The organism is Aurantimonas litoralis (genome assembly GCF_026153195.1).
GTDB classification, from domain to species: domain Bacteria; phylum Pseudomonadota; class Alphaproteobacteria; order Rhizobiales; family Rhizobiaceae; genus Aurantimonas; species Aurantimonas coralicida.
On record NZ_JAPFBM010000005.1, the window covers coordinates 94,358 to 118,732 of the forward strand.

The window sequence follows — 24,375 nt, forward strand, 5'->3', positions numbered from 1 at the left end:
TCACCGTCCCGAGGGTGCATGCACTGTGCACTGCCGCAGCGGAATATCGTCATTCCGGGACAGCCCCCGCTTGCATCGCGCGTCATTGCCCACCATTCTGTGCCGGCGCGCGGGCGGTACGTCCGGCGCCGACTGGAAAAACAGGTAGTAAAATGGCTCAGACTGGTACGGTGAAGTTCTTCAACATGGACAAGGGCTTCGGCTTCATTAGTCCGGATGCGGGCGGAAGCGATGTGTTCGTGCACATCTCGTCCGTCGAGCGCTCCGGCATGACTTCCCTCACGGAGAATCAGAAGGTTTCCTTCGACACGGAACCCGATCCGCGCGGCAAGGGCCCCAAGGCGGTCAACATTCAGCCCGCATAATTCGGCCAGCAGGACCGTTTCGTCCGCTCCCCGTCGGGCCCCGTCGCGAGACGGTTTCCGGCAGGCGCCGAAACGCCCGCTGATCGACCTGCCCGCAGACGGGCTCGATCGCTGCACCGGCCTGGCCGAAGCGATCGCCCGGATGCCCGCCGCGGGTGGCAGACACGACCGTGCCGGACCTTCCTGAGGCCCGGCACGGCAACGAGACCGATCGATGTTCTTCACGGCCGACACGCATTTCAACGATCCACGCGTCCTGCGGATCGACCGGCGCCCCTTTGCCGATCTTGCCGACCATGATGCCGCGCTGATCGATCGCTGGAACGCCGTCGTGGGGCCGGACGACATCGTCTGGCATCTCGGCGATTTCGCGCGCGGCGACGCCGCCGCCAAGGCCGCGCTTCTGTCCCGCCTCAACGGTCGCAAGCAGCTCGTCACCGGCAACAACGACGATGCCGACACGATCGCCGCGCCCGGCTGGGAAACCGTCCAGGCCTATCGCGAACTCACCCTCGACGACCGCCGAATCGTCCTGTGCCATTACGCCTTCCGGACCTGGAACGGCATGGGCAAGGGCGCCATCGACCTGCATGGCCATTCCCACGGACGGCTGAAGAAGATTACCCGTCAGTTCGATGTCGGCGTCGACGCCTGGGACTTCCGGCCGGTCACGCTGGACGAGATGCTGGCCTCGCGGCCGCAGCGCCGCAAGGCGGCCGGTCCTGCCGGCAAGGCATCGTCCAAAACCCAGGCGAGACCCGCGAGACCGTAGGCGTCAGTCCGCCAGCGGCAGCCGGATGGTCTGGTCGAGCCCGCCGCCGGCGCGGTTGGCCACCACGATCGAGCCGCCGGTCTGGTCGATGATCTCCTTGGCGATGGCCATGCCCAGACCGGCGCCCGGCTTGAACTGGCGGCGGCCGAGATCGACCCGGAAGAACGGCTCGAAGGCGCGCCCGAGCAGCTCTTCGGGAATGCCCGGCCCGTCGTCGGCGAGGTTCACCACGGCATCCTGCCCGTCGCGGGTCAGCGCCACCCGCGCCCCGCCGCCATGCACGGCGGCATTGTCGACGAGGTTGCGCAGCGCCCGCTTGACCGCCAGCGGCCGGGCCCGGATCGACAGCGCCGGTCCCTCGAGACGGGGTGGCTCCACCGGCCGACCGATCTCGCGCAGCTCGGCGATGATCTCGGTCAGCAGGCGGTCGAGCCGCACTTCTTCGAGCGAACCTGCATCCACTTCCTCGCGCACCAGCCGGATCGCGCTGTCGGCGATGCGGTCGAGCTCGGCCAGGTCCTTCAGCCAGACCTCCCGGTCCTCGTCGGGCAGGAACTCGGCGCGCAGCCGCATCCGCGTCATCGGCGTGCGCAGATCGTGGCCGGCGGCCGCGACGAGACGCATGCGGCTTTCCACCGCCTCGCGCACCCGCGTGGTCAGCCGGTTGAGCGCGGCGGCGGTGGCGCGCACCTCGGCCGGCCCGTCCTCGGGAATATGCGCGGGCAGGCCGTCGCGGCCGACGGTGGAGACCGCCTGGTCGAGAATACGCAAGGGGCGGGTCATCTTGGTGGCGACGAAGATCGAGACCGCGGCGGCGCCGACGACGACCAGCGTCATGTAGAAGACAAAGATCGGCCAGTTGCGCGGCGGAAACCCGGTATAGGGCAGATAGGCCCAGCGGCCCGGCGCAAATTCCAGCGCCAGTTGCCGGGTGCGCGCGGCCGGATCGCCGACGACCCGCACCGGGATCGACAATCCCTTGGCCGCCACGGCGCTGGCGATGCCGCGGGCGTCGCGCACTCGCATGTCGTCTTCGCGCACCGGCTCCGGACCGACCTCGATGCCGAGCCTGTCGGCGGCCGCCGGGTCCTCGACCAGCAGCGCGGCGACGATCCGCACCTCCTCGGCGAAGACCTCACGAAAACTGTCGCGGTCCGGCCGTTCCAGGACGACGATGGAAACCAGGGAGGCGACCGCCACGACCCCGACGATGGCGAGGACCAGGAGCAGTGCCAAGCGCGAGCGCAGCGACCTCATGGCTGGCCGTCCCCGGTGCCCGTGGCGGCTTCAACCCGCTCCACCCGGGCGGCGAACTGGTAGCCGCCATTGCGCACCGTCTTGAAGAGCCGGAACACGCCGCCATCGTTGAACTTGCGCCGCAGCCGGCTCATCGTCACATCGACCGAGCGGTCGAAGGGATCGGCGGTGCGCCCGTGCAGGAGATCCATCAGGATGTCGCGGGACAGAACACGGCCCGGCCGCTCCAGAAAGATCATCAGGAGATCGAACTCGGCCCCTGTCAGGACCACTTCGGCTCCGTCCGGGTCGGTGGCGAGGCGCCGCTCGGGATCGACGGTGAAGCCTTCGAAGGTGAAGCGCGTCGGTGCCGCCTCGCCCGGGGCGGCGTCCCCGCCGCCGCCGCGCCGCAGAACGGCCCGGATGCGCGCGGCCAGTTCGCGCGGATTGAACGGCTTGCCCAGATAGTCGTCGGCGCCGATTTCCAGCCCGATGATCCGGTCGACGTCTTCCTTCAGCGCGGTCAGGAGGATGATGGCGATCTCCGGCCGCCGGTCCTTCAGGTCGCGGCAGATGTCGAGACCCGAGCCGTCCGGCAGCATCACGTCGAGCACGACGAGATCGATGCGGGCGTCGGCGATCTTCTGTTCGCAGGCCCGCCGGCTGGCCGCGATGGTGCAACGGAAGCCCTGGCTCTCCAGATACTTGCCGAGCAGGCGTCCGATCTCGGGGTCGTCGTCGACGACAAGGATGTGGGGCTGGCTCATGCGGGGCTCTCGAATGATGGCTCTCGCCCTTCTGTGACCGGGCTGCGCGCGGGACGCGAGACCATTCTTGTAACGGCGCGTTGCAGGAACCGCGGCCCGCAACATTGCGTAACAAGTTTCCGTGTCGGCGACACGCTTCGCAACATTCTGCCGCATCCTCGCAACATCGGCGCACTAGCTTCGGTTTCGGTAGTCACCAAGGGAAGGAAATCTCCATGACCTCCAAGCACAGCCAGACGAACACCCGCCGTTCGCACCGCCTTCTGGGTCTCGCCGGCGCCGCGCTCCTCGCCAGCGCCGCCGCCACTTCGGCCTTCGCCCAGACGACGCCGGCACCGGCCGCGCCGGCTGCGGCCACCACCGCTTCCGAAAATGCCGGCCAGCGCGGCGACAACAAGCGGGTCGCCGAGCATCGGCGCGAGCGCGGCGGCAAGCATCATCGGGCCGGCCGTGGGGGCCGTGGCGGACATCACGCCATGCACCGCATGTTCACCCCGGCCAAGGTCGCCGGCGCGCTCGCCGCGATCGAGACCGGCATCGGCGTGCGGCCCGACCAGATGGAAAGCTGGCGCGCCTTCACCGCGGCGCTGGTGGACTTCGCCGACGCCTCGCAGCCGCCGCGCATGGGCCGGGGCAACGACCGTGGCGGCATGCGGATGATGCCGAATGACGACGCCGGCCCGGCCGATGCTGATGACGAGGCCGCCGACGATCAGACCACGATCGATGCGGACGAGACGGACGACGCGGACACCATGGCCGAGGCCGATGCGCCCGAGGCCGGTGACGACGCGGCCGCACGGGGCGACCGCGCCTTCCGGATGCTCGACCGCATGGCCGACCGCGCCATCGAGCGCGGCGACAAGGCCGAGACGCTGAAGAGCGCGCTCGCCGATCTGCAGACGACGCTGACGCCGGAGCAGGTCACCACGGCCCGCAAGATCGTGCGCTCGATGATGCGCGATGCCCGCATGGAAATGCGCGGTGGCCGCGGCGGCGAGCGCGGCGGACATCACGGCCGGATGGAGCGCGGCGGTGGCCGTGACCATGGCGAGATGCATCGCCGGCATCACGGCGGCGACAAGCGCGATGGCGGCGAGCGCCGTCACGAGCGTCACCACGGCGGTGGCGAGCAGCGTCCCGACCGCGGCTGATCCTGTCATCTCCGGACGAACGCCAGGCGGCCGGCCCTTCGGGGCCGGCCGTTTTCATGCGTGGGTTCAGCCGAGCGCGTCGGCGATGGCCTTGCCGCAATCGACCGTGCCGAGCGGGCCGCCGAGATCGCCGGTGCGCAGCTTGTCTTCGGCCAGCACGGTCTCGATCGCCCGAACGATCGCCGCACCGGCGTCCTTGTGGCCGAGATGGTCGAGCATCATCGCGCCGGCCCAGATCTGGCCGACGGGATTGGCGACGCCCTTGCCGGCAATATCCGGCGCCGAGCCGTGCACCGGCTCGAACAGCGAGGGGAAGTCGCGCTCGGGATTGATGTTGCCCGACGGCGCGATGCCGATCGTGCCGGTGCAGGCCGGGCCGAGATCGGAGAGGATGTCGCCGAACAGGTTCGAGGCGACGACAACGTCGAACCGGTCCGGATTCAGCACGAAATGGGCGGTCAGGATGTCGATATGGTACTTGTCCCAGGCGATGTCGGGATAGGATTTCGCCATCTCCTCCACCCGCTCGTCCCAATAGGGCATGCTGATCGAGATGCCGTTGGACTTGGTCGCCGAGGTCAGGTGCTTCTTCTCGCGGGTCTGGGCGAGATCGAAGGCGTAGCGCAGGATGCGGTCGACGCCGGTCCGCGTCATCACCGTCTCCTGCAGCACGAATTCGCGGTCGGTGCCCTCGAACATCCGGCCGCCGACCGAGGAATACTCACCCTCGGTGTTCTCGCGCACCACGAAGAAGTCGATGTCGCCCGGCTCGCGGCCGGCCAGCGGGCTCTTGACGCCGGGCATCAGCTTGACCGGGCGCAGATTGACGTACTGGTCGAACTCGCGGCGGAACTTCAGCAGCGAGCCCCACAGCGAGATGTGGTCGGGCACGGTCTCGGGCCAGCCGACGGCACCGAAATAGATCGCGTCATGGCCGCCGATCTGCGCCTTCCAGTCGCCCGGCATCATCTCGCCATGCTTGGCGAAATAGTCGCAGGAGGCGAAGTCGAATTCGTCGAACTCCAGCGCCAGGTCGAATTTCGCGGCAGCTGCTTCGAGGACCCGCAGGCCTTCCGGCACGACTTCCTTGCCGATGCCGTCGCCGGCGATGACCGCGATCCTGAGCGCGTTGGATGACATGGAGACCTCGTTCTGGCTGCGATGGCCGGCGATGCCGGCGAAGTGGAATGAGAGGGCCGCGCACGGCCCGCGGACGAGCTATAGCGGAAGTAAGTCCGTCATAGAAATGGCCGCGTGTCGCGAAACGCCGGGCGCTCCGCTGTCGCCGCGCGCAAGGCTTTCAGCCGCGGCGTGTCGGGAACCCAGTCGGCATCGGGAAACCGCAGTGCCACATAGTCGAGCGCCGTGACCGCGGCGATGGTCGCCAGATCGAGCCGTTTGCCGGGCGACGCGTCGATCCGGGCGTCGAGTTCGGCCAGCCCGTCCACCATCGTGCGGCGGCGCTTGCGGCCGATCGGGCTGGCGTCGAAGGTCGTGTCGGCGAAATCGCCGCTGACGATCTTGCGGCCGACCAGCGTCTGCACCGCGGCGTCGCAGACGCCCAGCGCCAGACCAGCGATCGACAGGATCTGCGGAGCGTCATTCCCGGGCGCCGGCGCCGCCCCCATCCTGTCAGCGTAGCGTGCGATCAGCAGGCATTCGGCAATCGCCGTGCCGTCGTCGAGGACGAGGCAGGGCACACGCCCGGCGCTGTTGGCGGCCAGCAGCGCGGGGTCGTCGTTCCACTGGTCGGCGATGCGGATGCTCAAGTCGGGCACCGCGGCGTCGATCAGCGCGGCATGGGCGATCCGGGCGAAGGGCGAGGTGTTGTTCTTCAGGAGCGTCGGCATGTCAGCGCTCGCGGTCGTAAGGAGCGATTTCCATCACAGCACCAGCTTCGGTTCGAGCCGGCCGCGCACCGGCAGATCGACGAGGAAGGTCTTGCCGGCATCGGGATCGGCGCGCCGTCCGGCCCCGTCGAGGCCGGTCCAGGCCGAGGTAACGATCATCCGGTCGGCATTCGGGCCGACAAAGGACGGGCAGGTGACCTGCCGCGCCCCGAGCGCGACGCTCCTGACGCGTACGCCGTCCGGCGAATAGGCATCGAGCGTACCGCCGCCCCAGCGGGCATTCCAGAGCGTGCCGTCGGCGTCGCAGACCGAGCCGTCGAGGCCGCCATCGCCGCCGGAATGGTCGTGGAAGAGCACCGGATCACCGGTCGGCAGGCCGCTGGCCGGATCGACGGCGACGCGCATCAGGCGGTTTGCCTGCGTGTCGACGAAATAGGCGATGGCGCCGTCCGGCGAGAAGCAGATCGAGTTCGGAATGCCGATCCCGGCATAGAGGCGTTTCAGCTCGCCGGCGCGGTACCAGTAGATCGCCCCGGCCTTCGGCTCGGCGTGCTTGCCCATGGTGCCGATCCACAGCGCGCCGGAGGGATGGACGCGGCCGTCATTGGAGCGGGTGACCGGGTTGTCGGCTTCCAGCGGTGTATGCAGGGACAGGCGGCCGGTGGCGGTCTCCCGGATATACAGCCCGTCCTCGGCGGCGATCATCTGCCTATCGCCGTCGATCACCGCCAGCGCGCTGGCCATAACGGGCAGCGGATGCGTCGTCGCCTCGGCCGCATCGCCGCGCTTTTCCAGCAGCATCCGGCCCTCGATGTCGAACCAGAAGGCGGTGTCCGTCGCCGGATCGTAGGTCGGCCCCTCGCCGAGCCGGCAGGCGATATTCGAATAGAGGCTGACGGATATGTCGGCGTCGTGCATGGTGCTGGGTCCGGATTGTCCTCTTGGCGGCTCGGCAGCCGCAGCGCGGCGGACGCGCGCCGCCGCAAATCGGGGCCGAAGATGACTTGGCCGGCCGCCCCTGTCGAGCCTCGGCCTGCGAGGACGGTCAGCTTGCGGCGCGCAGGATCTCCACCAGCTTGCGGCGGCCGTCCTGCGGGCTGCCATCATTGACAATGCGATGATGCGCCTCGGCGCCGGGCGGCACGCTCAGTTCCACCTGCCGGGCGATGCGGGCGGAGATTTCCTCCGGCGTTTCGCGGCCACGCGCGGCGATGCGGGAGACGAGCACGGCGGGCGGCGCGGTGATCTCGACGATGGCAAGCCGTGCGAAGCGCTCTGCGGCCTGGGCGAGGACCCGGCGCGAGACATTGGCGACCACAATGGTTCCGTCGGTCAGCGCGGTCGTCAGATACGCCGGCAAACCATAGGCGAGGCCGTGCGCCCGCCACGACAGGCAGAACGCTCCCGACGCCTCCGCCTCGGCAAAGTCGGCAGGGCTCATCACGTCGTGATCCTCGATCGCCGCGATGGCGTCCCGGGTCACGATCCGCCGGGCAAAGACGATGCCCTGTGTCTTCGCCAGATCTTCCGCCGCCAGCGCCAGCAGCGTGTCCTTGCCGGCGCCGCTCGGGCCGACCACGGCGACGAACAGGCCGGGGCCGCTTGGGGCCGTCCCGCCTGCGCTGCGCGCGGGATCAGGCGACACGCCGGCCCTCCCGCCAGACCGCGCGCACCACCGGCGGATCGCCGGCGCTGGTGGCAACGCGGACCAGATCGCCGCGCAGCCCTTCGGCGATGGCGCCGCGATCCGCGAGGCCGACGGCGGCGGCCGGATTGGCGGTGACCAGCCGGACCGCCGCCGGCAAGTCGCATTCGCCGCTCTCGGCCAAAGCGAACACCGCCTGCAACATGGAGAAGGGAACATAGTCCGAGGAGAGGATGTCGAGGGTGCCCCGGCGCAGGAGCTCGATCGCCGAGATGTTGCCGGAATGCGAGCCGCCGCGCACGATGTTGGGCGCGCCCATCAGGACGTGCAGCCCGGCATCGCGCGAAGCGGCGGCCGCCTCGACCGTCGTCGGGAACTCGGCAATGCGGGTGCCCAGCTCGATGGCTTCGGCGACATGGGCGGCGGTGGCGTCGTCATGGGAAGCGACAGCGATGCCGCGCTCGCGGCAGACGCCCGCGATGGCACGCCGGGCGGGTGGCGCGTGGCGCTCGGATTCGGCGAGCCGGCGGGCGCTGAAGGCGTCGAAATCGGCATCCGACAGGTTCAGCTTTTTCTGGAAATAGGCGCGATAGGCGTCCATGTCGGCGAACTGGCGCTGGCCGGGCGCATGATCCATCAGCGACACCAGCTTCAGCCGCGGATTGGCGGCGATCTTGTCGAAGCCCTCGACCACGTCCGCCGCCGAGACCTCGCAGCGCAGATGGATGTAATGGTCGGCCCGCACCCGTCCCTCGGCGACGGCGCGGTCGATGGTCCGGCCCATCTCCGCCATGTCGTCGGCGGTCAGCGTGCCGTTCTCCTCGGTGCCGACCCTGAGCGCGTCGAAGACTGTGGTGATGCCGGAACCGGCGATCTGGTTGTCGTGCGCCTGAATGGCGGCCATCTTGTTCCACATCACCCGCGGCCGCGGATTGAAATGGCCCTCGATATGGTCGGTGTGCAGTTCGACGAGGCCGGGGATGAGGATGTCACCGCCTATGTCCTCGCCGCTGGCCGGGCCTTCGTCGAAGCCGGCGATCATGCCGTCGCGCAGCACCACATGGCCGTCGATCACCGCTTCCGGCGTGACGATGCGGGCATTGGTGAGGATGGTCTCGTCGGGCATGTCAGGCTTCTTCCGAAGGGCGGCGGAACGGATGGACCGAATGGACGCGGAACGGTGCGCCCGGCTCCGGCTCCATGAAGAGAGCCAGATGGTCGATGGCAAGCGGGGCGCCATCGAATGGGGCGAATCTGTCGCGCAACCGCGCTTCGACGGGCTTGCGCTCGGCGGCCGGAACCTTGCCGGTCAGGGTCATGTGGAAGCGGAATTCCTCGAAGACGTGAGGATAGCCCCATCTCTCCAGATAGTCGCGCTGGCGTTCGGTCAGCTTGTGCGGCTTGCGGCGCGCGATCTCCTCGGCCGTGGCGGGGGCGCGCAGCGGCTCGAAGCTGCGCACGACGGCCGATTCCAGTTCGCCGAGGGCCGGCGGCGCGGTCTCGGGCACCAGCGCGAAGAACGGCCCGAGCCTCGCCAGCACAAGCTCTGCGATCCGCACCGGGTCGCGCGAGGCGCAGAAGGCCGCCAGCCGCGCATCCACCTCGGACAGATCGACGCCATCGGCAAGCCGGAACGGCGCGCGCATGGTCGCATGAAAGCCGTAGCGCGCCGGTGATGCGATGAGCGGATCGACGGTGGGATCGGGCGCGCGGGTCGGCTCGCCGTCGAAGGCGCTGCGGCCCAGCCATTCGGCGGCGGTGCGGGTCAGCGGCGCGCCGGCGGGGGGCGTGAAATAGATCGCGGCGCGCATGGTCAGGGTCCTGGGACTGGAGGGCAGCGGAAGGGCATGTCGGTCGGCGACGCTCGCGCTCGGCTTGGTCACGGGAGAGGGTGGGTCCGCGGGGGATATAAGCGGCATTTCGATCCGGCCACCCTGCGGAGGTGTCGCACGGCACCCGAAGGTTGCGGCGACAGCGGGGACCGGCGCGGATCGCGGCCGCTTCTAGCGCCCGCGCCTGTCCGCTTGATGACACCGGCAAGCCCTGTGCGCCAGTGGCCCCGGCGATGCATGCGACACGCGACTGTCATGGGCCGGTGCTACCGGACTGGCGCTTCCCCGCAACGGAGGCGCAATCCGGTTTTTCGCCCGCGCCGTCAATGGCCGCGGCTCCCCAGAGGGTGACCCATGAAGATTTCCCGCATGTCCACGACGGCACTGGCGACGGTCCTGTCGCTGTCCACCAGCCTCGCCTTCGCCCAGTCCGGCGAGATGTCGATGGACGATCTCGTTGCGGCCGCCAAGAAGGAAGGCCAGCTCACCACGATCGCGCTGCCGCACGACTGGTGCAATTACGGCGAGATGATCAAGGGCTTCAAGGCCAAATACGGCATCGAGATCAACGAGCTGAACCCGAATGCCGGGTCCGGCGACGAGATCGAGGCGATCAAGGCCAACAAGGGCAACACCGGCCCGCAGGCGCCAGACGTCATCGATGTCGGCCTGTCATTCGGCCCGTCTGCCAAGGCCGAAGACCTGCTGATGCCCTACAAGGTCGCGACCTGGGACGAGATTCCGGACGACGCCAAGGATGCCGACGGTTACTGGTACGGCGATTATTACGGCGTGCTGGCCTTCGGTATCAACAAGGACGTCATCGACACCGCGCCGCAGAGCTTCGAGGATCTCCTCAAGTCCGACTACGCCAATTCGGTCGCCCTTGCCGGTGATCCGCGCAGCGCCAACAACGCCATCATGTCGCTCTATGCAGCCGGCATCGCCCGGGGCGGCAAGACCGGCATGGAGGCCGCGACGGCCGGTCTCGAGTTCTTCAAGGAACTCAACGAAGCCGGTAATTTCGTCACCGTCGACGCCGAGGCGGCCCCGATCGCCCAGGGCACCACGCCGGTCGCGATGAACTGGGACTACAACCTCCTGTCGATGCGCGACAATCTCAACGGCAACCCGCCGATCGAGGTCGTGGTGCCGTCCGACGGCGTCGTCGCCGGCGTCTATGTCCAGGCGATCAGCGCCTACGCGCCGCATCCGAACGCCGCCAAGCTGTGGATGGAGTACCTGTATTCCGACGAGGGCCAGCTGACCTGGCTGAAGGGCTACTGCCACCCGATCCGCTTCAACGCCATGTCGAAGGCCGGCAAGATCCCGCAGGACCTGCTCGACAAGCTGCCGCCGGCCGAAGCCTACGAGAAGGCCGTGTTCCCGACCCTCGACGATCAGAACGCCGCCAAGGCCGAGATCGCCGCCAAGTGGGACAGCGTCGTCGGCGCGACCGTCCAGTAACAACACAGCGAGTTCGGAAGGGGCGGCCCGTTCGCCGCCCCCTCCGTCCGGATTTGTCAGCAGCGGGGGATCATGGGCGCAGCCATCGACGCAGCCACGGCTGGGGCCGCCCACGGCAAGACGGGCGCGGCGCCGTCGCGCCGGCCATCGCGTTCCTTTGCCTGGCTGGGCCTCGCGCCCTTCTTCGGCTTCGCCATCCTGTTCCTGATCGGGCCGACGCTCTACCTCGTCGCCGGCGCCTTCCAGGATCGCAGCGGCGCCTTCACCTTCGACAACATTCTCGGCCTGTTCACGCCCCAGATCATGGCGGCCTATGCCATCTCGATCCAGGTCAGCCTCGCCTCGGCGGCGCTGGGCGCGCTGATCGGCTTCTTCCTCGCCCACGCCATCGTCCACGGCCGGCTGCCGGCCTGGATTCGGCCCACCGTGGTCACCTTCTCCGGCGTCGCCTCGAACTTCGCCGGCATTCCGCTGGCTTTCGCCTTCCTGGCCACCCTCGGCAGGCTCGGTCTGGTGACGCTGTTCCTGAAGGAGGCGGCAGGCGTCAACATCTACGCTCTCGGCTTCAACCTCCTGTCCTTCTGGGGCCTGACGATCACCTATCTCTACTTCCAGATCCCGCTGATGGTGCTCATCGTCACGCCGGCCCTCGACGGGCTGAAGGGCGAATGGCGCGAGGCCGCGTCGATCCTCGGGGCAACCCGCTGGCAATATTGGCGGATGGTGGCGCTGCCGGTGCTGGCGCCGTCGATCCTCGGCTGCTTCCTCCTGCTCTTCGCCAATTCCTTCGGCGCCATCGCCACCGCCTATGCGCTGACCGGATCGTCGCTGAACATCGTGCCGATCCTGCTCTATGCGCAGATCCGCGGCGACGTTCTCTACAATCCCAATCTCGGCTACGCGCTGGCCTTCGGCATGATCGTCATCACCGGCTGCTCCAACCTTCTCTATCTGTGGCTGCGCTCGCGCGCCGAACGGTGGCAGCGATGACGGCCTCGCGCATCGGTCCGGCCGTGATCGTCCTCCTTGGCGCCCTTTATTTCGTCCTGCCGCTGGTCGCGACCTTCGAGTTCTCGCTGTCGATGCTGCGCGGCATCTGGAGCTTCGAGGCCTACCGCGTGGTTTTCGCCGACCCGCAGTTCCGCACGACCTTCGCCTTCTCCGTCATCGCGGCCCTGGCGACCATCGTGCTCGGCGCGCTGCTCGTCGTGCCGACGGCCTACTGGGTCCGCCTGCGCTTCGCGAAGCTGCGACCGCTGGTGGAGTTCATCACCCTGCTGCCGCTGGTGATCCCGCCCATCGTCCTCGTCTTCGGCTATATCCGGCTCTACAATTCCTCGTCCTGGCTGCCCTTCACCAACAGTGCGAGCGGAACCAACCTCCTCCTGGTCTTCGGCTATGTGGTCCTGTCGCTGCCCTACATGTTCCGGGCCGTGGACACCGGCATGGCGGCGATCGACATCCGCACCCTGACCGAGGCGGCCGAAAGCCTCGGGGCGAAGCGCTCGACGATCCTGTTCCGGGTGATCCTGCCCAATGTGCGGGCCGCGGTCCTGTCCGGCGCCTTCCTGACCTTCGCGATCGTCATCGGGGAGTTCGTGCTGGCGAGCCTTCTCAACCGCCCGGCCTTCGGCCCCTATCTCGCCCTGATCGGCGCCAATCGGGCCTACGAGCCGGCGGCGCTGGCGATGATCGCCTTCGCCATCACCTGGGCCTGCATGGGTCTCCTGCAGCTCTTCGCCAACAGCGCGTCGGGGCGGCGGCGATCCGGGCGTCCCCTGTTCAAGCTTGCAAGGCGTGCCGCGCGATGAGCTTCCTGGAAATTCACGGCGTGTCCAAGAGCTTCGGGCCGAGCACCGTGGTGCGCGACTTCTCCCTCGACGTGGCGAAGGGCGAGTTCGTGTCCTTCCTCGGCCCCTCCGGCTGCGGCAAGACGACGATGCTGCGCATGATCGCCGGCTTCGAAACGCCCTCGGCGGGGCGCATCGTCATCGACGGCGAGGACGTGACCGCGCTGGCGCCCAACCGGCGGCGGATCGGCATGGTGTTCCAGGCTTACGCGCTGTTTCCCAACCTGTCGGTGGCCGACAATGTCGCCTTCGGGCTGAAGGTTGCCGGTCGGTCGAAGCCGGACGTCGCGGCGCGCGTCGAGGAGATGCTCACGCTGATCGGCCTGCCGCATCTTGGCGACCGCTACCCCTACCAGCTCTCTGGCGGCCAGCAGCAGCGTGTGGCGCTGGCCCGCGCGCTCGCGCCGAGCCCGCGGGTGCTGCTGCTCGACGAGCCCCTGTCTGCCCTCGACGCCAAGATCCGCCTGTCGCTGCGCGAGGAGATCCGGGCGCTGCAACGCGAACTCGGCATCACCACCATCTTCGTCACCCACGACCAGGAGGAGGCGCTGTCCATGTCCGACCGCATCGTGGTGATGAGCGAAGGCCGGATCGAGCAGTGCGACGCGCCCTTCGCCATCTACAACCGGCCGCAAAGCCGCTTCGTCGCGGGGTTCGTCGGCACGCTGAGCCGGGTCGAGGGGATCGTCGCGGCGGACGGATCGGTCATGGTCGAGGGCTGCCCGATCATCCTCGCCGAACCGCCTCCCGGCGCTGCGGGTACGCCGGTGACCCTGGCGCTCCGCCCCGAGGCGATGCGGCTGGAGGCGTCGCCGGACCGGACCAACCGTATCGTCGGCGTGGTCGAGGACACGCATTTCCTCGGCTCGGTGGTGCGGCTGAAGCTGAATGTCGCCGGCGGCACGGTGCTGGCCGACACCTTCAACCGCCCGACGACGCCGCCGCCGGCGCGCGGCGCGCGGGTCGATCTGCACTTCTCACCGGCCGACGTCTTCGCGCTCCAGCCGGACGACGCGGCGTCGGCAAAGGCAGCCGAGCCCGCCTGAGGCGGGGCGGGCGCTCAGATCAGCGGAAGACCACCGTGCGGTGGTCGTTGATCATCACCCGGCGTTCCAGATGCATCTTCACCGCCCGGGCCAGCACCCGGCTTTCCACGTCGCGTCCGACCGCGACGAAGTCGTCGGGCGACATGGCGTGGCTGACGCGCTCGGTCTCCTGCTCGATGATCGGACCTTCGTCGAGGTCGGCCGTGACGTAATGGGCGGTGGCGCCGATCAGCTTGACGCCCCGCTCATGGGCCTGATGGTAGGGCTTGGCGCCCTTGAAGCTGGGCAGGAAGGAGTGGTGGATGTTGATCACCTTCCCCGACAGCCGGCGCGAGAGATTGTCCGACAGAACCTGCATGTAGCGGGCGAGGACGACGAGGTCGGCATCGCTGTCGCGCACCAGCTTCAGGACCCGTTCCTCCTGTTCGGCCTTCGTCTCGCGGGTCACCGGCCAATGGTGGAACGGCACGCCTTCATGGTCGGCCGTGCGGCGCGAATCCTCGTGGTTGGAGACAATGGCGACCACTTCGGCCCGCAGCCAGCCGACCCTGATCTGGTAGAGCAGGTGCAGCAGCGCGTGGTCGAATTTCGAGACCATCAGGATGATCTTCGGCACCCGCGCCTCGTCGGTGATGGCGAGCTTCATGTCGAACCGCCCAGCCACCGGCGCGAGCTGGCGCTCGAGGGCGTCGCGGCTGGCACTCGCCGGCGCCGTGAAGGCGATGCGCAGGAAGAACCGGCCCGTCTGGCGATCCCAGAACTGGGCGCTTTCGGCGATATTGGCGCCGGCATCGGCCAGTTCGGTCGTCACCGCGGCGACGATGCCCGGCTGGTCGCTGCAGGACAGGGTGAGGATGAAGGCGTGTTCGGTCATGGCGGGTCCGGGATGGATGGGCGGCGGGGAGACGTTCGGGACGGGGCACGGCGGGAGTGACGGGCGGGCGACCGGGCGCCGCCGTCGGTCTGCGACCTGACGGCCCTTCTAGACCGCCGCAACATGGGAACGCCACTAGCGCCTTGCACCCCCGGCGCGTCGCCGCGGGGCGGACAGCGTGTCTTCTGCCACCCGGGGAAGTGTGGTCGCGAAAGCACAACCAGCGTTAAGCGATCATGAAGGCGGGACTGTTATTTGACAGGGCCGTGCCGGGACGACTTAGCTTTCGGCCATCCGATCCAGACGAGATGATCTTGACCCAGCGCCTGTCGTTCCCGCTTCGCCCGCTCGCATCCCTCAAGGCCGCGCTTGCCGCGCTCCTGGCGCTGACGCTCGTCGCCTGCCAGTCGACCGAGCTGACGACCGCCGGGCTCTTGCCTTATGCCCGGGTCGGCGCGGCCACGGCGTCGCCGGGCGTTGCGGAAGTGCGCGGGGAATCGACGCTGGTGCTCGACTTCGCCAGCGGGCGCACGCTCTACGAGGATGCGGCCGACGGCCTGCGTTATCCCGCCTCGCTCACCAAGATGATGACGCTGTATCTCCTGTTCGAGACCATCGAGGCCGGTCGGCTGTCGATGAGCAGCGAGTTGCGGGTCAGCGAGAACGCCGCGTCGCAGCCGCCCTCCAAGCTCGGCCTCAAGGCCGGCGAAACGATCCGGGTCGCCGACGCCGCCCAGGCGATCGCGGTGAAATCGGCCAATGACGTCGCCACGGTGATCGCGGAGAACCTCGGTGGCAGCGAGGCCAATTTCGCCAATGCCATGACCGCCAAGGCCCGCGCGCTCGGCATGAGCCGGACGCGCTTCGTCAATGCCTCCGGCCTGCCGGACGAGGGTCAGATCTCGACGGCCCGCGACATGGCGACCCTCGGCCGGGCCCTGCTGAACCGCTTTCCGGCCTATGCCTCGCTCTTCACCCGGACTGGCTTCGACTATAATGGCCGCCGCTACAACGCCACCAACAAGCTGCTCGGCAGCGTTGAGGGCGTCGATGGCCTGAAGACCGGCTATATCCGCGACGCCGGCTTCCATCTGGCCGCCACCGCCACCCGCCGGGGCCGGCGGATCATCGTCGTGGTGATGGGCGGCCGCACCGGGCGCGAGCGCAATGCCAGGGTCGAGGCGCTGATCGACCAGTATCTCGGCCCTGCATCCGGCGCCGTGGCCGGGCTGCCGGGTCTCTCCATGACCCGCTAGCCGCGTCGCGTGCTGTTGCCGCCGGCGGATGCGGCGAGGGCGTTGTAGCCGTCGACGAAGCGGCGGTCGTTCCAGTTCTTCCAGCGCCAGACCCAGCGCCCTTCCAGCGACAGGCCCCATTTGTCGGCGACCGCCCGGCCATCGGCGGTGGAGAGCAGCGTCAGCCAGTGCTTCTGGGGCCGGTAGGCTTGCAGCGCTTCGCCGTCGATCGCACGGCGCAAATTCTTGGCCAGCACCGGGCCTTGCCTGACGGCGAAGACACCGGCCTTGGGCCGCGGATCGGGCAGCGCGGCGATGTCGCCGGCGGCGAAGACCTCGGGATGCGAGAGCGATCGCAGGCAGGCATCCACCCGCACGAAGCCCTGTTTATCGAGGGCAAGGCCGGTGTCCCGCAGCCAGGGCGCGGCGGCGCTGTTGGTCGCCCACAGCAGCATGTCGGCCGCGACCGTACGGCCGTCCGCTGCCCGCACCGTGCCGTTCTCGAAGTTCGTGACGTCGAAGCCGGTTCGCAGCTCGATCCCCCGGCGCGCGAGCGTGGCGGCGATCCGGCGCTGGGTGCGCCGGCTGCGTTCGGGAAGAATTGTGTCGGCGCGACCGAGCAATCGGATCGCGACCTTCGCCGCGTTGCGTTCCCCGTTCTGCAGGCCGGCGCCCGACAGGCGCCGATGCAGCGCCAGGGCCAGTTCGACCCCGGCCGGCCCGGTGCCGATCACGGCGATGCGAACGGGGTCCGGGTTTGCGGCCAGTTCCGCCGACAGATTCTCCAGCCGTTCGACGAACCCGCCGATCGGCTTGACCGGAATGCCCGGCATGCCGGCGGGCCGGCTCGGCGCGGAACCGATGTCGATCGACAGGAGGTCGTAGGCGAGCGGCGGCCGGCCGGCGATGCTCAGCGTCCGGCCGGTGGTGTCGAGGCCCGTCGCGTCGCCGGTCACCAGCGTCGCGCCGGCAAAGCGGGCAAGCCCGCCGGCGTCGATATGCAGGTCGGCATGCGTGTATTGCCCGGACACGAAGCCCGGCAGCATGCCGGAATAGGGCGTGGCGACGTCCCGCGTGACCAGCGTCACGTCGACATCGGGATGCGGTCGCTCGCCGAAGGCCTTCAGGACCGCCACGTGGGAATGGCCGGCGCCCAGAAGCACCAGATGCTTGCGTCGGCCGCTGTGGGTCTCGGGCAGGGGCTTGGCTCCGTTCGCAAGGGCGGCAGCGCCGCCCGGTCCTGATCTGTCGCCAAGCATCCCCTTGGCCGCAGGGCAATCCCGCGACGATCACGAACACGCCAGCGCGCCCCTATCCTGTGGTCCGGCGGCACGCGATCGGGCGGGGCGGTAGACTGCCGGGGGCTCGCACGACTATGTCAGCATGACCGATGATGATGTCACGCGCTGCCGTGCGGGAATCGACCAAGAGGGGAAGACGACGATGGGTAACGAGGACAACACCGCCGCAGGCGCAACAGGCGGGTCGATGCGCGTCGCCGTGGTCGGCCTGGGCTCGATGGGCATGGGCGCGGCGACCTCCTGCGTCGCGGCGGGCCTGACCACCTACGGCATCGACCCGCGCGACACGGCCTGCGAGGCCTTCGTCAAGGCCGGCGGAGCCGGCGCGGCCAGCGACGGGCGCGACTTCGCGGGCGACCTCGATGCCGTCATCCTCCTCACCGTCAACGCCGCCCAGTGCCGGGATGCGCTGTTCGGCGAGAAGGGCCTTGCCGCGCATCTGAAGGCGGGAACGCCGGTCATGGTCTCCGCGACGATCTCGGTCGCCGACGCCAAATCCATCGCCGCCGAACTGGAGGCCGCCGGCCTGACCATGCTCGACGCGCCGGTCTCGGGCGGCGCCGCCAAGGCGGCGTCGGGCGAGATGACGGTGATGGCCGCCGGTCCGGCCGCGGTCTTCGACCAGCTCCAGCCGGTGCTCGATGCGGTGGCCGGCAAGGTTTACCGCATCTCCGAGAAGATCGGCGACGGCGCCACGGTGAAGATCATCCACCAGCTTCTGGCCGGCGTGCACATCGCCGCCGGTGCCGAGGCGATGGCGTTGGCCGCCAAGGCGAACATCCCGCTCGAGACCATGTACGACGTCGTCACCAACGCCGCCGGCAATTCCTGGATGTTCGAGAACCGGATGCGCCACGTGGTCGACGGCGACTACACGCCGACCTCGATGGTCGACATCTTCGTCAAGGATCTCGGCCTCGTCACCGAGACCGGCCTGGCGATGAAGTTCCCGCTGCCCTTGGCCACCACGGCCTATTCGATGTTCGCCACGGCCAGCAACGCCGGCTACGGCCAATGGGACGACAGCGCGGTCATCAAGGTGTTTCCGGGCATCGACCTTCCGGATTCCGGCAAGCACTGATCTCAAGGCGGGCGGCACGCAGCGTGCCGCCCGCGCCGTGCGTGTTCACATCGGGAAGGTCAGGGAGATGGCGAGCCCGTCGCTGCCATCGACATCGATCGTGCCGTTGAGCTTGCGCACGCAGCCCTCGACGATCCGCCAGCCCAGCGACTTGGAATTGCGCAGCACCGTCTCGGCGTCGGCCAGGCCCTCGCCGTCGTCGGCGATCCGCAGATGCAGCGTGCCGTCCGACTGATGCGCCTCGATCGTGACGCACCCCTTCGTCTGGCCCGCCTGCATGGCGTGCTTGGTGACGTTGGTGACCAGCTCGTTGACGATCAGGGCGAGCTCGGTGGCCGTGTCGAAGGCGACCGGCACGGCATCGACCTTGCAGGTGATGGTGAGCTGGTGATCGCCCATCGCCGATGCCAGCCGGTCGGTCAGGCTTTCCAGATGCTGCTGCAGGTCGACCTGGGTGACGTCTTCGGCGCGGTGCAGGAAGTTGTGGGCGTTGGCGAAGGCCTGGATACGGTTGGTCAGCACCGACAGCGCGTCCTGCGTCTCCTCGGTGGTGGCCTGGCGCGCCTGCATGATCGCCAGCGACTGAATGATGGCGAGGTTGTTCTTGGTGCGGTGATGCAGTTCGCGCAGCAGGAACTGCTGCTCGGCGAGCGAATCGCGCAGCGCACGGTTCTGCTCGGCCAGTTCCTCCATCGGCGATCCGTGGCTCGCCTCCACCAGCGCCGAGGCGGTGGCCACCGCCAGTTCCTCGGGTCGCTTCGTCGTTGCGAGCTGCAGGCCCAGCGTGATGACGGTGCCGCCCGAGCCGGTCTTCAAATCGAAATCGTCGACGAGCTTCTGCGAGCCGCTGAGGCCGAGGCCGAGGCCCGTATGGGACTGGTGGCGGCCGCGCAGCATGGTCTCGACCGCGGCGATGCCGCCGCCCTTGTCCTGCACCCGCGCCATCAGCCGCGTGATCTTGGCGCTGCGGTCGAAGGCGAATTCGGTGACGCCGCCCTTGGCGTATTGCAGGGCGTTGCGGGAAATCTCGGAGACGGCCGTGGCGAAGCGGATCTGGTCGCGGGCCGGCGCCCCGGCGACCTTGGCGATCAGCCGGGCGGTGCGGCGGGTATGCGAGACATCCGCATCCTGCTCGAGATTGATCGAGGTGACGACGGCTTTCATTGGCGGGCCCGCGCGATGACGACGCCGCTGTCGTCGCTCCCGCGCCGGCGCCGCTTGTAGAGCGTTGCCGCGATGGTCAGGACGTCGCGGAAGAACAGGGCGGACGGTTCGGGGAAGCGCTCGCCGCCCTTCAGTCCGTCGGTGGTGAGGAGCAGCATGGCGCCCTTTCCCCATGCATGTTCGGTGACCCGGGGGCGGCGGGTCGAGGCGCCGACGATACCGGGCGAGGAGGGGATGCCGTGACGGCTGCCGTCGGCCGAGATGATCTCGCCCTTGATGTTGCCGAGGCCGAGGGCCCGCAGCCTGTCGCCGCCATGGGGCAGCTCGACGATCAGCGACGCCGCCCCGCGGCTGCCGGCCATGGCGTCGGCGACGAAGATCTCGGTGTCCTCCAGCGACTTGCCCTTGGCGGCGAGAAACGCGGCCAGGCCGGTCTCGGCGTCCTTCGCGGCGGTCGGCCCATGACCGAGCACGTCCATCAGCATGATCATCGTGGCGCCGCCATCCTTGCGGATGCCGTAGATGTCGCCGCCGGCGTCGAAGCCGGGCTTGGGCACGATCAGCCCGGCGGTTTCCATCGGTCCCCTGGCCGGGCGGCCGGTCTTGCCGATGCTGACCGTCAGGGTGGTGCCACGGCTGTCGCTGTAGATGTCGAGGCCGTCCGACATGCGGGCGATGGCGCCCAGCCCGCTGCCGAGGCTGCGCTCGCCTTCCTCGGCCGTGGTGAAGCCGTCGGCCATGGCCGCTTCGACATTCGGCAGGCCCGGCCCGTCGTCGAGGGCGATGACATCCATGCCGGCCGTGGTCTTGCCCTGGTGCGGGCACAGGAGGATCTCGCCGCCGGTGGCATGGCGCAGCAGATTGGTGCCCGCTTCGGTCACGACCAGCGCCAGCCGGTCGCGATCATCCTCCGACAGTCCAATCGTCTCGGCTTCCTGCAGGGCTCGTCTGCGCGCGGCGCCGATCTGACTGGTTTCCAGGATCGGCAGTGAGATCATCGACACGCGCACTCCAATATGACGGTCGTGCCCGTATCGGACGACGACGTGATCTTGAACCGGTCGACCAGGCGCCGCGCTCCGCTGAGGCCCAGGCCGAGGCCCTTGCCGGTGCTGAAGCCGTCTTTCAAGGCTTGATTGACGTCCGCGATGCCGGGCCCCCTGTCCGTGCACTCCGCAACGACGCGGCGCTGCGAGCCGTTCCCCACGATCTCGAAAGAGATTCGGCCGCCATGACCATAGACGATCGCGTTGCGCGCGATCTCGGACACCGCGGTGACGAATTTCGTCTTCTTGATCGCGCTCGCACCGATCGACGCCATCGCCTGCATCGCGGCCTGGCGCGCGAAGGCGACGTCGCTCGGGCGCGACAGCGTGACGGTCAGTTCGCTTTCAGCCAAGAAACGGCGCCTAGTTCCGCTCGCCCAGGATCAGGTTGATCGCCCGATCGGCGTTCAGCGCCGTCTCGACGCCCTCGAGCGTCATGCCCAGCTCGACCAGCGTCATGGCGACCGCCGGACGCATGCCGACGACGACGGTGCGGGCGTTCATCATCCGTGCCATCTGCGCCATGGCGCCCAGCATCCGGCCGGCAAAGGTGTCGACGATCTCCAGGCTGCCGATGTCGATGATCACGCCGACGGCGTTCTTGCGGGACACCTCCTCGACGAGCTGGTCCTGCAGGGCCAGGATGTCGTGATCGTCCAGGTCATCGCGGATCGCCACGATGACGCAGCCGGTGATCGTGACGATCGGGGTGGTTCCAACCGAGGCTTCCACCCCTCATCGCTCCTTGGGGGAGACGCCAATCCGCTCGAAGGCGTAGGCGAGTCCGCTCTGCAGATCGACCCGGGTGGTGATGTTGGGCAGCTCGACGCCGAGATTGACCACCGTCTGGGCGATCTTCGGGCGGATGCCGCAGATCACGCAATGGGCGCCCATCAGGCGGACGGCCGCTGCGGTTTTCAGCAGATGCTGGGCGACCAGCGTGTCGACGGTGGACACGCCCGTGATGTCGATGATCGCGACCTCGGCTTCCCACTGGACGATGGCGTCGAGGAGGTTTTCCATCACCGTCTGGGCGCGGAAGGAATCCAGCGTGCCGATCAGCGGCACCGTGACGATGCGGTCCCAGATCTTGACGACCGGCGCGGAAACCTCGGTCATCTCCTCGCGCTGGCGCTCGATGACGGCTTCGCGCTTCGACACCAGCGACTCGATCGCCTGCAGCACGATCTGGTCGACCATGCGGGTGGTGTTCCACAGCTCGGCGCTCATCTGCTTCGGCTTTTCGGCCAGATCGGCGGCCAGATGGTCGAACAGCGGCTGCTTCAGGGAGGCGATGAACCAGCCCATCTCCGAGGGCGTCACGCCGCGCTGGGTGCGGCTCTCGGTGATCTCCTCGATCGCGTCGCGGACCGGGTCCCAGCCCGGATTGGCGAAGTCGAAGCTGGCGTCGGTGGCCGCCGTCTGGCTGGACCGCGCCAGCGCGGTCAGGAGGTCCCGGCTCTGGCGCTCGGTCTCCTTGGCCGAGACCAGGTCCGTCCGCTTGACGCCTTCCTTGGCCTGGGCCTTCATCCAGGCGGAGAGGATCTTCTCGAATTCGTCCTGCAGAAGAGAGGCCGTCGTCGTCGTTTCGCTCGCCATTTCGTGCCTTGCCTGTCCTGATATGTCCCTGACCGTCTATGGCCCGTCGCGACGCCGCATGCAACGCGGCAGCCGGAAATGCAGCCGCAACAACCCCTTGGGCCGTCGGCGGGAAGGTGGCAGGCACAAGTTTTCGAGTGGTTGGCACTAGGTGCGACGGCGATGCGCGGCGGGCGGGACCTGTCGGCCCCGCCCGCGATACACCGATCGGCGTCAGACGGACTTGGTGGCGCCGCCGTCGCAGCGGATCACCGAGCCGGTGACGTAGCTGGCCTTGCCGGAGACGAGGAACGCCGCCACCGCGGCGAATTCCGCCACGTCGCCATAGCGCTTGGCCGGAATGGCGAGCCGCGAGGCCTCGCGCACGTCCTCGACCGCCTTGCCGGACTTGGAGGCGTTGGCGTTGTCGAGTTCATCGACGCGCTCGGTGTGAATGCGGCCGGGCAGCAGCATGTTCACGCAGACGCCGTCGCCGGCGACCTCGTTCGACAGCGACTTCGACCAGCCCACCAGCGCCGAACGCAGGGTGTTGGACAGGGCGAGGTTCGGGATCGGCTGGATGACGCCCGAGGAGGCGATGGTCAGGATCCGGCCCCAGCCCGCCTCGCGCATGCCCGGCAGCACGCGGTTGGTCAGGTCGATGACCCGCTGCACCATCATCTGGAACTGCTTCTCGAGAACGGCGACATCCATGCCGACGGCGCCGCCCGGAGGCGGACCACCGGTGTTGTTGACCAGGATGTCGATGCCGCCGAGCTTGTCGAGGGCCGCCTGATGCAGCGTCTCGACGAAGCTCGCATCGGCGAGATCGGCGGCGATGTAGTCGGCCTTGCCGGCGCCGCGGGCGTTGATCGCCTCGCAATTGGCCGCCAGCTTGTCGGCGCTGCGCCCGCACAGGAGGACGTTGGCGCCTTCGGCGGCCAGCGCCTCGGCGATGCCGAGGCCGAGGCCGCGCGAGGAGGCGAGGACGAGGGCGCGCTTGCCGTTGAGATCAAGATCCATGGCCGAGCCTTTCCAGTTTGATTTCGGTGCGTTTCATCAGCCGGTCGATATCGGTGTGATCGGCAGGTGAGAGTTTGGGTCCCGGCGCGCGCACGCGGGCCGAGGCGATGGCGCCGCGGCGACGCAGCACTTCCTTGCGGGCGGCGAGGCCGAAGACCAGCTGCTGCTCGTAGCGCAGGATCGGCAGATAGGCGTCGAACAGATCCTCGGCGCCGTCCACGTCGCCGGCATGGTGGCGACGCACCACCTCGACCAGCATTTCCGGATAGGCAAAGCCGGTCATCGCGCCGTCGGCGCCGCGCTGCAGCTCCTGCGGCAAATAGAGCCCGCCATTGCCGCACAGGATCGACATGCGCGGCGTGTCGGCGGTGCCGGACTTGGTGCGCACCGCGGTGATCTTGGCCAGACCCGGCGAATCCTCATGCTTGAGCATGACGATCTGCTTGTGGTTGCGGGTCAAGGTGAGGATCGTCGCCGAGGAGACCGGCACGCCGGTGGTTTGCGGGAAGTCCTGGAAGCAGATCGGCACGTCTGGGCCGAGCGCCTCGCAGACCTGTCCGAAATAATTGATGATCCGGTCCTCGACCGCTGGTCCCGGCGTCGGGGCGATCATCACGCCGGCCGCGCCCATTTCCATGACGGAATCGACCGAGCGCTTCATGTTGTCGATGCCGGCACCCGACGCTCCGACGATCACCGGGATGCGGCCGTCGATCCTGTCGAGCACGCGCTTGGCGAAGGTGCGGGATTCCTCGGGGGTGAGCTTGTTCGACTCGCCCATGATCCCGAGGATCGTCATGCCGTTGACGCCGCTGTCGAGATAGAAGTCGACCAGCGTGTCGGTGCTGGCGAGATCGAGTGCGCCGTCGTCGGTGAAGGGCGTTGCGGCGATGATGAAGACGCCGCGACTGTCGCGGTCGATCATTGTGGCTGGCACGGCGATGATTCTCCCTGAATACTGTCTGCGGCCGGCAGTCGAGACCTCGAAACCGGCCGGCGCGCGATTTCCCCCGACAGGGCGTAGCCCCCTGCATGATTGTATGCAACCTGCGACCATGTCTCTCCGGTGCCCGGGAGGCAGGCCGGAAA

Annotated in this window: 26 protein-coding genes; 9 read left to right on the forward strand and 17 right to left on the reverse strand. The window is 68.5% G+C overall.

Annotated features, from left to right (window positions below; translation table 11 throughout):
- Positions 1 to 152 precede the first annotated feature (152 nt).
- Entirely contained in the window at positions 153 to 365 is a 213-nt protein-coding gene (locus tag N7I30_RS12395) for a cold-shock protein (RefSeq protein WP_009211216.1), read from the forward strand.
- Between the two features lie 214 nt (positions 366 to 579).
- Positions 580 to 1,137 (forward strand): metallophosphoesterase family protein, encoded by a 558-nt coding sequence (locus N7I30_RS12400; RefSeq protein ID WP_498639207.1) that lies wholly within the window; start codon positions 580 to 582, stop codon positions 1,135 to 1,137.
- A gap of 3 nt (positions 1,138 to 1,140) precedes the next feature.
- On the opposite strand, the gene N7I30_RS12405 is transcribed toward N7I30_RS12400, so the two are convergent.
- Together N7I30_RS12405 and N7I30_RS12410 are read right to left on the reverse strand one after the other, a co-directional pair.
- A complete protein-coding gene (locus tag N7I30_RS12405; protein ID WP_498639209.1) occupies positions 1,141 to 2,394 on the reverse strand; it encodes an ATP-binding protein in 1,254 nt (417 codons plus the stop codon).
- Positions 2,391 to 3,140, reverse strand: a complete 750-nt coding sequence (locus tag N7I30_RS12410) for a response regulator transcription factor (protein ID WP_498639211.1) — start codon at positions 3,138 to 3,140, stop codon at positions 2,391 to 2,393. Before N7I30_RS12410 ends, N7I30_RS12405 begins: the two co-directional genes overlap by 4 nt.
- 215 nt (positions 3,141 to 3,355) lie before the next feature.
- Between N7I30_RS12410 and N7I30_RS12415 the strand changes: the two genes are divergently transcribed.
- Positions 3,356 to 4,294: a hypothetical protein gene (locus N7I30_RS12415; RefSeq protein WP_498639213.1), complete on the forward strand. Its 939-nt coding sequence runs from the start codon at positions 3,356 to 3,358 to the stop codon at positions 4,292 to 4,294.
- 66 nt (positions 4,295 to 4,360) lie between these two features.
- Here the strand turns inward: N7I30_RS12415 and N7I30_RS12420 are convergent, their stop codons facing one another.
- The 6 genes from N7I30_RS12420 to N7I30_RS12445 all read right to left on the reverse strand — a co-directional run bounded on the left by N7I30_RS12420 (position 4,361) and on the right by N7I30_RS12445 (position 9,600).
- Positions 4,361 to 5,434, reverse strand: a complete 1,074-nt coding sequence (locus N7I30_RS12420) for a tartrate dehydrogenase (protein ID WP_009211212.1) — start codon at positions 5,432 to 5,434, stop codon at positions 4,361 to 4,363.
- Positions 5,435 to 5,532: 98 nt separating this feature from the next.
- Positions 5,533 to 6,144: a glutathione S-transferase N-terminal domain-containing protein gene (locus N7I30_RS12425; protein ID WP_498639215.1), complete on the reverse strand. Its 612-nt coding sequence runs from the start codon at positions 6,142 to 6,144 to the stop codon at positions 5,533 to 5,535.
- A gap of 33 nt (positions 6,145 to 6,177) precedes the next feature.
- The gene (locus N7I30_RS12430; RefSeq protein WP_498639217.1) at positions 6,178 to 7,062 is read right to left on the reverse strand and encodes an SMP-30/gluconolactonase/LRE family protein; all 885 of its coding nucleotides are present in this window, start codon (positions 7,060 to 7,062) and stop codon (positions 6,178 to 6,180) included.
- A gap of 127 nt (positions 7,063 to 7,189) precedes the next feature.
- Positions 7,190 to 7,789, reverse strand: a complete 600-nt coding sequence (gene phnN / locus N7I30_RS12435) for a phosphonate metabolism protein/1,5-bisphosphokinase (PRPP-forming) PhnN (protein ID WP_498639219.1) — start codon at positions 7,787 to 7,789, stop codon at positions 7,190 to 7,192.
- On the reverse strand, positions 7,779 to 8,915 hold the full coding sequence (locus N7I30_RS12440; RefSeq protein ID WP_498639221.1) for an alpha-D-ribose 1-methylphosphonate 5-triphosphate diphosphatase: 1,137 nt from the start codon (positions 8,913 to 8,915) through the stop codon (positions 7,779 to 7,781). Before N7I30_RS12440 ends, phnN begins: the two co-directional genes overlap by 11 nt.
- Position 8,916: 1 nt before the next feature.
- On the reverse strand, positions 8,917 to 9,600 hold the full coding sequence (locus N7I30_RS12445; protein ID WP_498639223.1) for a DUF1045 domain-containing protein: 684 nt from the start codon (positions 9,598 to 9,600) through the stop codon (positions 8,917 to 8,919).
- Between the two features lie 375 nt (positions 9,601 to 9,975).
- Here N7I30_RS12445 and N7I30_RS12450 point away from each other — a divergent pair, with 375 nt between their 5' ends.
- The 4 genes from N7I30_RS12450 to N7I30_RS12465 all read left to right on the forward strand — a co-directional run bounded on the left by N7I30_RS12450 (position 9,976) and on the right by N7I30_RS12465 (position 13,984).
- On the forward strand, positions 9,976 to 11,088 hold the full coding sequence (locus tag N7I30_RS12450; protein ID WP_498639225.1) for an ABC transporter substrate-binding protein: 1,113 nt from the start codon (positions 9,976 to 9,978) through the stop codon (positions 11,086 to 11,088).
- 72 nt (positions 11,089 to 11,160) lie between these two features.
- Positions 11,161 to 12,078: an ABC transporter permease gene (locus N7I30_RS12455; protein WP_498639227.1), complete on the forward strand. Its 918-nt coding sequence runs from the start codon at positions 11,161 to 11,163 to the stop codon at positions 12,076 to 12,078.
- On the forward strand, positions 12,075 to 12,899 hold the full coding sequence (locus N7I30_RS12460) for an ABC transporter permease (protein WP_498639229.1): 825 nt from the start codon (positions 12,075 to 12,077) through the stop codon (positions 12,897 to 12,899). The genes N7I30_RS12455 and N7I30_RS12460 overlap by 4 nt, the downstream gene beginning before the upstream one ends.
- On the forward strand, positions 12,896 to 13,984 hold the full coding sequence (locus N7I30_RS12465) for an ABC transporter ATP-binding protein (RefSeq protein WP_498639231.1): 1,089 nt from the start codon (positions 12,896 to 12,898) through the stop codon (positions 13,982 to 13,984). The genes N7I30_RS12460 and N7I30_RS12465 overlap by 4 nt, the downstream gene beginning before the upstream one ends.
- Positions 13,985 to 14,003: 19 nt before the next feature.
- Here N7I30_RS12465 and purU read toward each other — a convergent pair whose 3' ends face one another.
- Positions 14,004 to 14,858 carry a formyltetrahydrofolate deformylase gene (purU, locus tag N7I30_RS12470; RefSeq protein ID WP_498639233.1) on the reverse strand — a complete coding sequence of 285 codons (855 nt, stop codon included), beginning with the start codon at positions 14,856 to 14,858 and terminating at the stop codon, positions 14,004 to 14,006.
- 308 nt (positions 14,859 to 15,166) lie between these two features.
- Between purU and N7I30_RS12475 the strand changes: the two genes are divergently transcribed.
- Positions 15,167 to 16,114, forward strand: coding sequence for a D-alanyl-D-alanine carboxypeptidase family protein (locus N7I30_RS12475; RefSeq protein WP_498639235.1), 948 nt, complete (start codon positions 15,167 to 15,169; stop codon positions 16,112 to 16,114).
- On the opposite strand, the gene N7I30_RS12480 is transcribed toward N7I30_RS12475, so the two are convergent.
- Positions 16,111 to 17,352 (reverse strand): FAD-dependent oxidoreductase, encoded by a 1,242-nt coding sequence (locus N7I30_RS12480; protein ID WP_498639237.1) that lies wholly within the window; start codon positions 17,350 to 17,352, stop codon positions 16,111 to 16,113. The two genes, N7I30_RS12475 and N7I30_RS12480, sit on opposite strands and share 4 nt — an antisense overlap.
- A gap of 184 nt (positions 17,353 to 17,536) precedes the next feature.
- Here N7I30_RS12480 and ltnD point away from each other — a divergent pair, with 184 nt between their 5' ends.
- Complete coding sequence (gene ltnD / locus N7I30_RS12485) at positions 17,537 to 18,475, forward strand: L-threonate dehydrogenase (RefSeq protein ID WP_498639239.1); 939 nt, start codon at positions 17,537 to 17,539, stop codon at positions 18,473 to 18,475.
- 45 nt (positions 18,476 to 18,520) lie between these two features.
- Here the strand turns inward: ltnD and N7I30_RS12490 are convergent, their stop codons facing one another.
- The 7 genes from N7I30_RS12490 to N7I30_RS12520 all read right to left on the reverse strand — a co-directional run bounded on the left by N7I30_RS12490 (position 18,521) and on the right by N7I30_RS12520 (position 24,211).
- Positions 18,521 to 19,639 carry an ATP-binding protein gene (locus N7I30_RS12490; RefSeq protein ID WP_498639241.1) on the reverse strand — a complete coding sequence of 373 codons (1,119 nt, stop codon included), beginning with the start codon at positions 19,637 to 19,639 and terminating at the stop codon, positions 18,521 to 18,523.
- Entirely contained in the window at positions 19,636 to 20,637 is a 1,002-nt protein-coding gene (locus tag N7I30_RS12495; protein WP_498639523.1) for an ATP-binding protein, read from the reverse strand. The genes N7I30_RS12490 and N7I30_RS12495 overlap by 4 nt, the downstream gene beginning before the upstream one ends.
- The gene (locus N7I30_RS12500; RefSeq protein WP_498639242.1) at positions 20,634 to 21,038 is read right to left on the reverse strand and encodes an ATP-binding protein; all 405 of its coding nucleotides are present in this window, start codon (positions 21,036 to 21,038) and stop codon (positions 20,634 to 20,636) included. Before N7I30_RS12500 ends, N7I30_RS12495 begins: the two co-directional genes overlap by 4 nt.
- 10 nt (positions 21,039 to 21,048) lie before the next feature.
- Positions 21,049 to 21,417 (reverse strand): STAS domain-containing protein, encoded by a 369-nt coding sequence (locus tag N7I30_RS12505; RefSeq protein WP_029702749.1) that lies wholly within the window; start codon positions 21,415 to 21,417, stop codon positions 21,049 to 21,051.
- A 3-nt stretch (positions 21,418 to 21,420) separates the two neighbouring features.
- Positions 21,421 to 22,284: an STAS domain-containing protein gene (locus N7I30_RS12510; RefSeq protein ID WP_187390031.1), complete on the reverse strand. Its 864-nt coding sequence runs from the start codon at positions 22,282 to 22,284 to the stop codon at positions 21,421 to 21,423.
- A 213-nt stretch (positions 22,285 to 22,497) separates the two neighbouring features.
- Complete coding sequence (locus N7I30_RS12515) at positions 22,498 to 23,286, reverse strand: SDR family oxidoreductase (protein WP_188075271.1); 789 nt, start codon at positions 23,284 to 23,286, stop codon at positions 22,498 to 22,500.
- The gene (locus N7I30_RS12520) at positions 23,276 to 24,211 is read right to left on the reverse strand and encodes a dihydrodipicolinate synthase family protein (RefSeq protein ID WP_188075501.1); all 936 of its coding nucleotides are present in this window, start codon (positions 24,209 to 24,211) and stop codon (positions 23,276 to 23,278) included. The genes N7I30_RS12515 and N7I30_RS12520 overlap by 11 nt, the downstream gene beginning before the upstream one ends.
- Between the last annotated feature and the right edge of the window lie 164 nt (positions 24,212 to 24,375).

Bases quoted from the DNA above. Each gene is read 5' to 3' on its own strand.
- N7I30_RS12400 (WP_498639207.1), top strand. From the start codon at position 580: ATGTTCTTCACGGCCGACACGCATTTCAACGATCCACGCGTCCTGCGG.
- N7I30_RS12445 (WP_498639223.1), bottom strand. From the start codon at position 9,600: ATGCGCGCCGCGATCTATTTCACGCCCCCCGCCGGCGCGCCGCTGACC.
- N7I30_RS12520 (WP_188075501.1), bottom strand. From the start codon at position 24,211: ATGATCGACCGCGACAGTCGCGGCGTCTTCATCATCGCCGCAACGCCC.
- N7I30_RS12460 (WP_498639229.1), top strand. From the start codon at position 12,075: ATGACGGCCTCGCGCATCGGTCCGGCCGTGATCGTCCTCCTTGGCGCC.
- N7I30_RS12475 (WP_498639235.1), top strand. From the start codon at position 15,167: ATGATCTTGACCCAGCGCCTGTCGTTCCCGCTTCGCCCGCTCGCATCC.
- N7I30_RS12450 (WP_498639225.1), top strand. From the start codon at position 9,976: ATGAAGATTTCCCGCATGTCCACGACGGCACTGGCGACGGTCCTGTCG.
- N7I30_RS12465 (WP_498639231.1), top strand. From the start codon at position 12,896: ATGAGCTTCCTGGAAATTCACGGCGTGTCCAAGAGCTTCGGGCCGAGC.
- N7I30_RS12455 (WP_498639227.1), top strand. From the start codon at position 11,161: ATGGGCGCAGCCATCGACGCAGCCACGGCTGGGGCCGCCCACGGCAAG.
- purU (WP_498639233.1), bottom strand. From the start codon at position 14,858: ATGACCGAACACGCCTTCATCCTCACCCTGTCCTGCAGCGACCAGCCG.
- N7I30_RS12515 (WP_188075271.1), bottom strand. From the start codon at position 23,286: ATGGATCTTGATCTCAACGGCAAGCGCGCCCTCGTCCTCGCCTCCTCG.
- N7I30_RS12425 (WP_498639215.1), bottom strand. From the start codon at position 6,144: ATGCCGACGCTCCTGAAGAACAACACCTCGCCCTTCGCCCGGATCGCC.
- N7I30_RS12510 (WP_187390031.1), bottom strand. From the start codon at position 22,284: ATGGCGAGCGAAACGACGACGACGGCCTCTCTTCTGCAGGACGAATTC.
- N7I30_RS12410 (WP_498639211.1), bottom strand. From the start codon at position 3,140: ATGAGCCAGCCCCACATCCTTGTCGTCGACGACGACCCCGAGATCGGA.
- N7I30_RS12440 (WP_498639221.1), bottom strand. From the start codon at position 8,915: ATGCCCGACGAGACCATCCTCACCAATGCCCGCATCGTCACGCCGGAA.
- N7I30_RS12480 (WP_498639237.1), bottom strand. From the start codon at position 17,352: ATGCTTGGCGACAGATCAGGACCGGGCGGCGCTGCCGCCCTTGCGAAC.
- N7I30_RS12395 (WP_009211216.1), top strand. From the start codon at position 153: ATGGCTCAGACTGGTACGGTGAAGTTCTTCAACATGGACAAGGGCTTC.
- N7I30_RS12495 (WP_498639523.1), bottom strand. From the start codon at position 20,637: ATGATCTCACTGCCGATCCTGGAAACCAGTCAGATCGGCGCCGCGCGC.
- N7I30_RS12415 (WP_498639213.1), top strand. From the start codon at position 3,356: ATGACCTCCAAGCACAGCCAGACGAACACCCGCCGTTCGCACCGCCTT.
- N7I30_RS12430 (WP_498639217.1), bottom strand. From the start codon at position 7,062: ATGCACGACGCCGACATATCCGTCAGCCTCTATTCGAATATCGCCTGC.
- ltnD (WP_498639239.1), top strand. From the start codon at position 17,537: ATGGGTAACGAGGACAACACCGCCGCAGGCGCAACAGGCGGGTCGATG.
- N7I30_RS12420 (WP_009211212.1), bottom strand. From the start codon at position 5,434: ATGTCATCCAACGCGCTCAGGATCGCGGTCATCGCCGGCGACGGCATC.
- N7I30_RS12405 (WP_498639209.1), bottom strand. From the start codon at position 2,394: ATGAGGTCGCTGCGCTCGCGCTTGGCACTGCTCCTGGTCCTCGCCATC.
- N7I30_RS12490 (WP_498639241.1), bottom strand. From the start codon at position 19,639: ATGAAAGCCGTCGTCACCTCGATCAATCTCGAGCAGGATGCGGATGTC.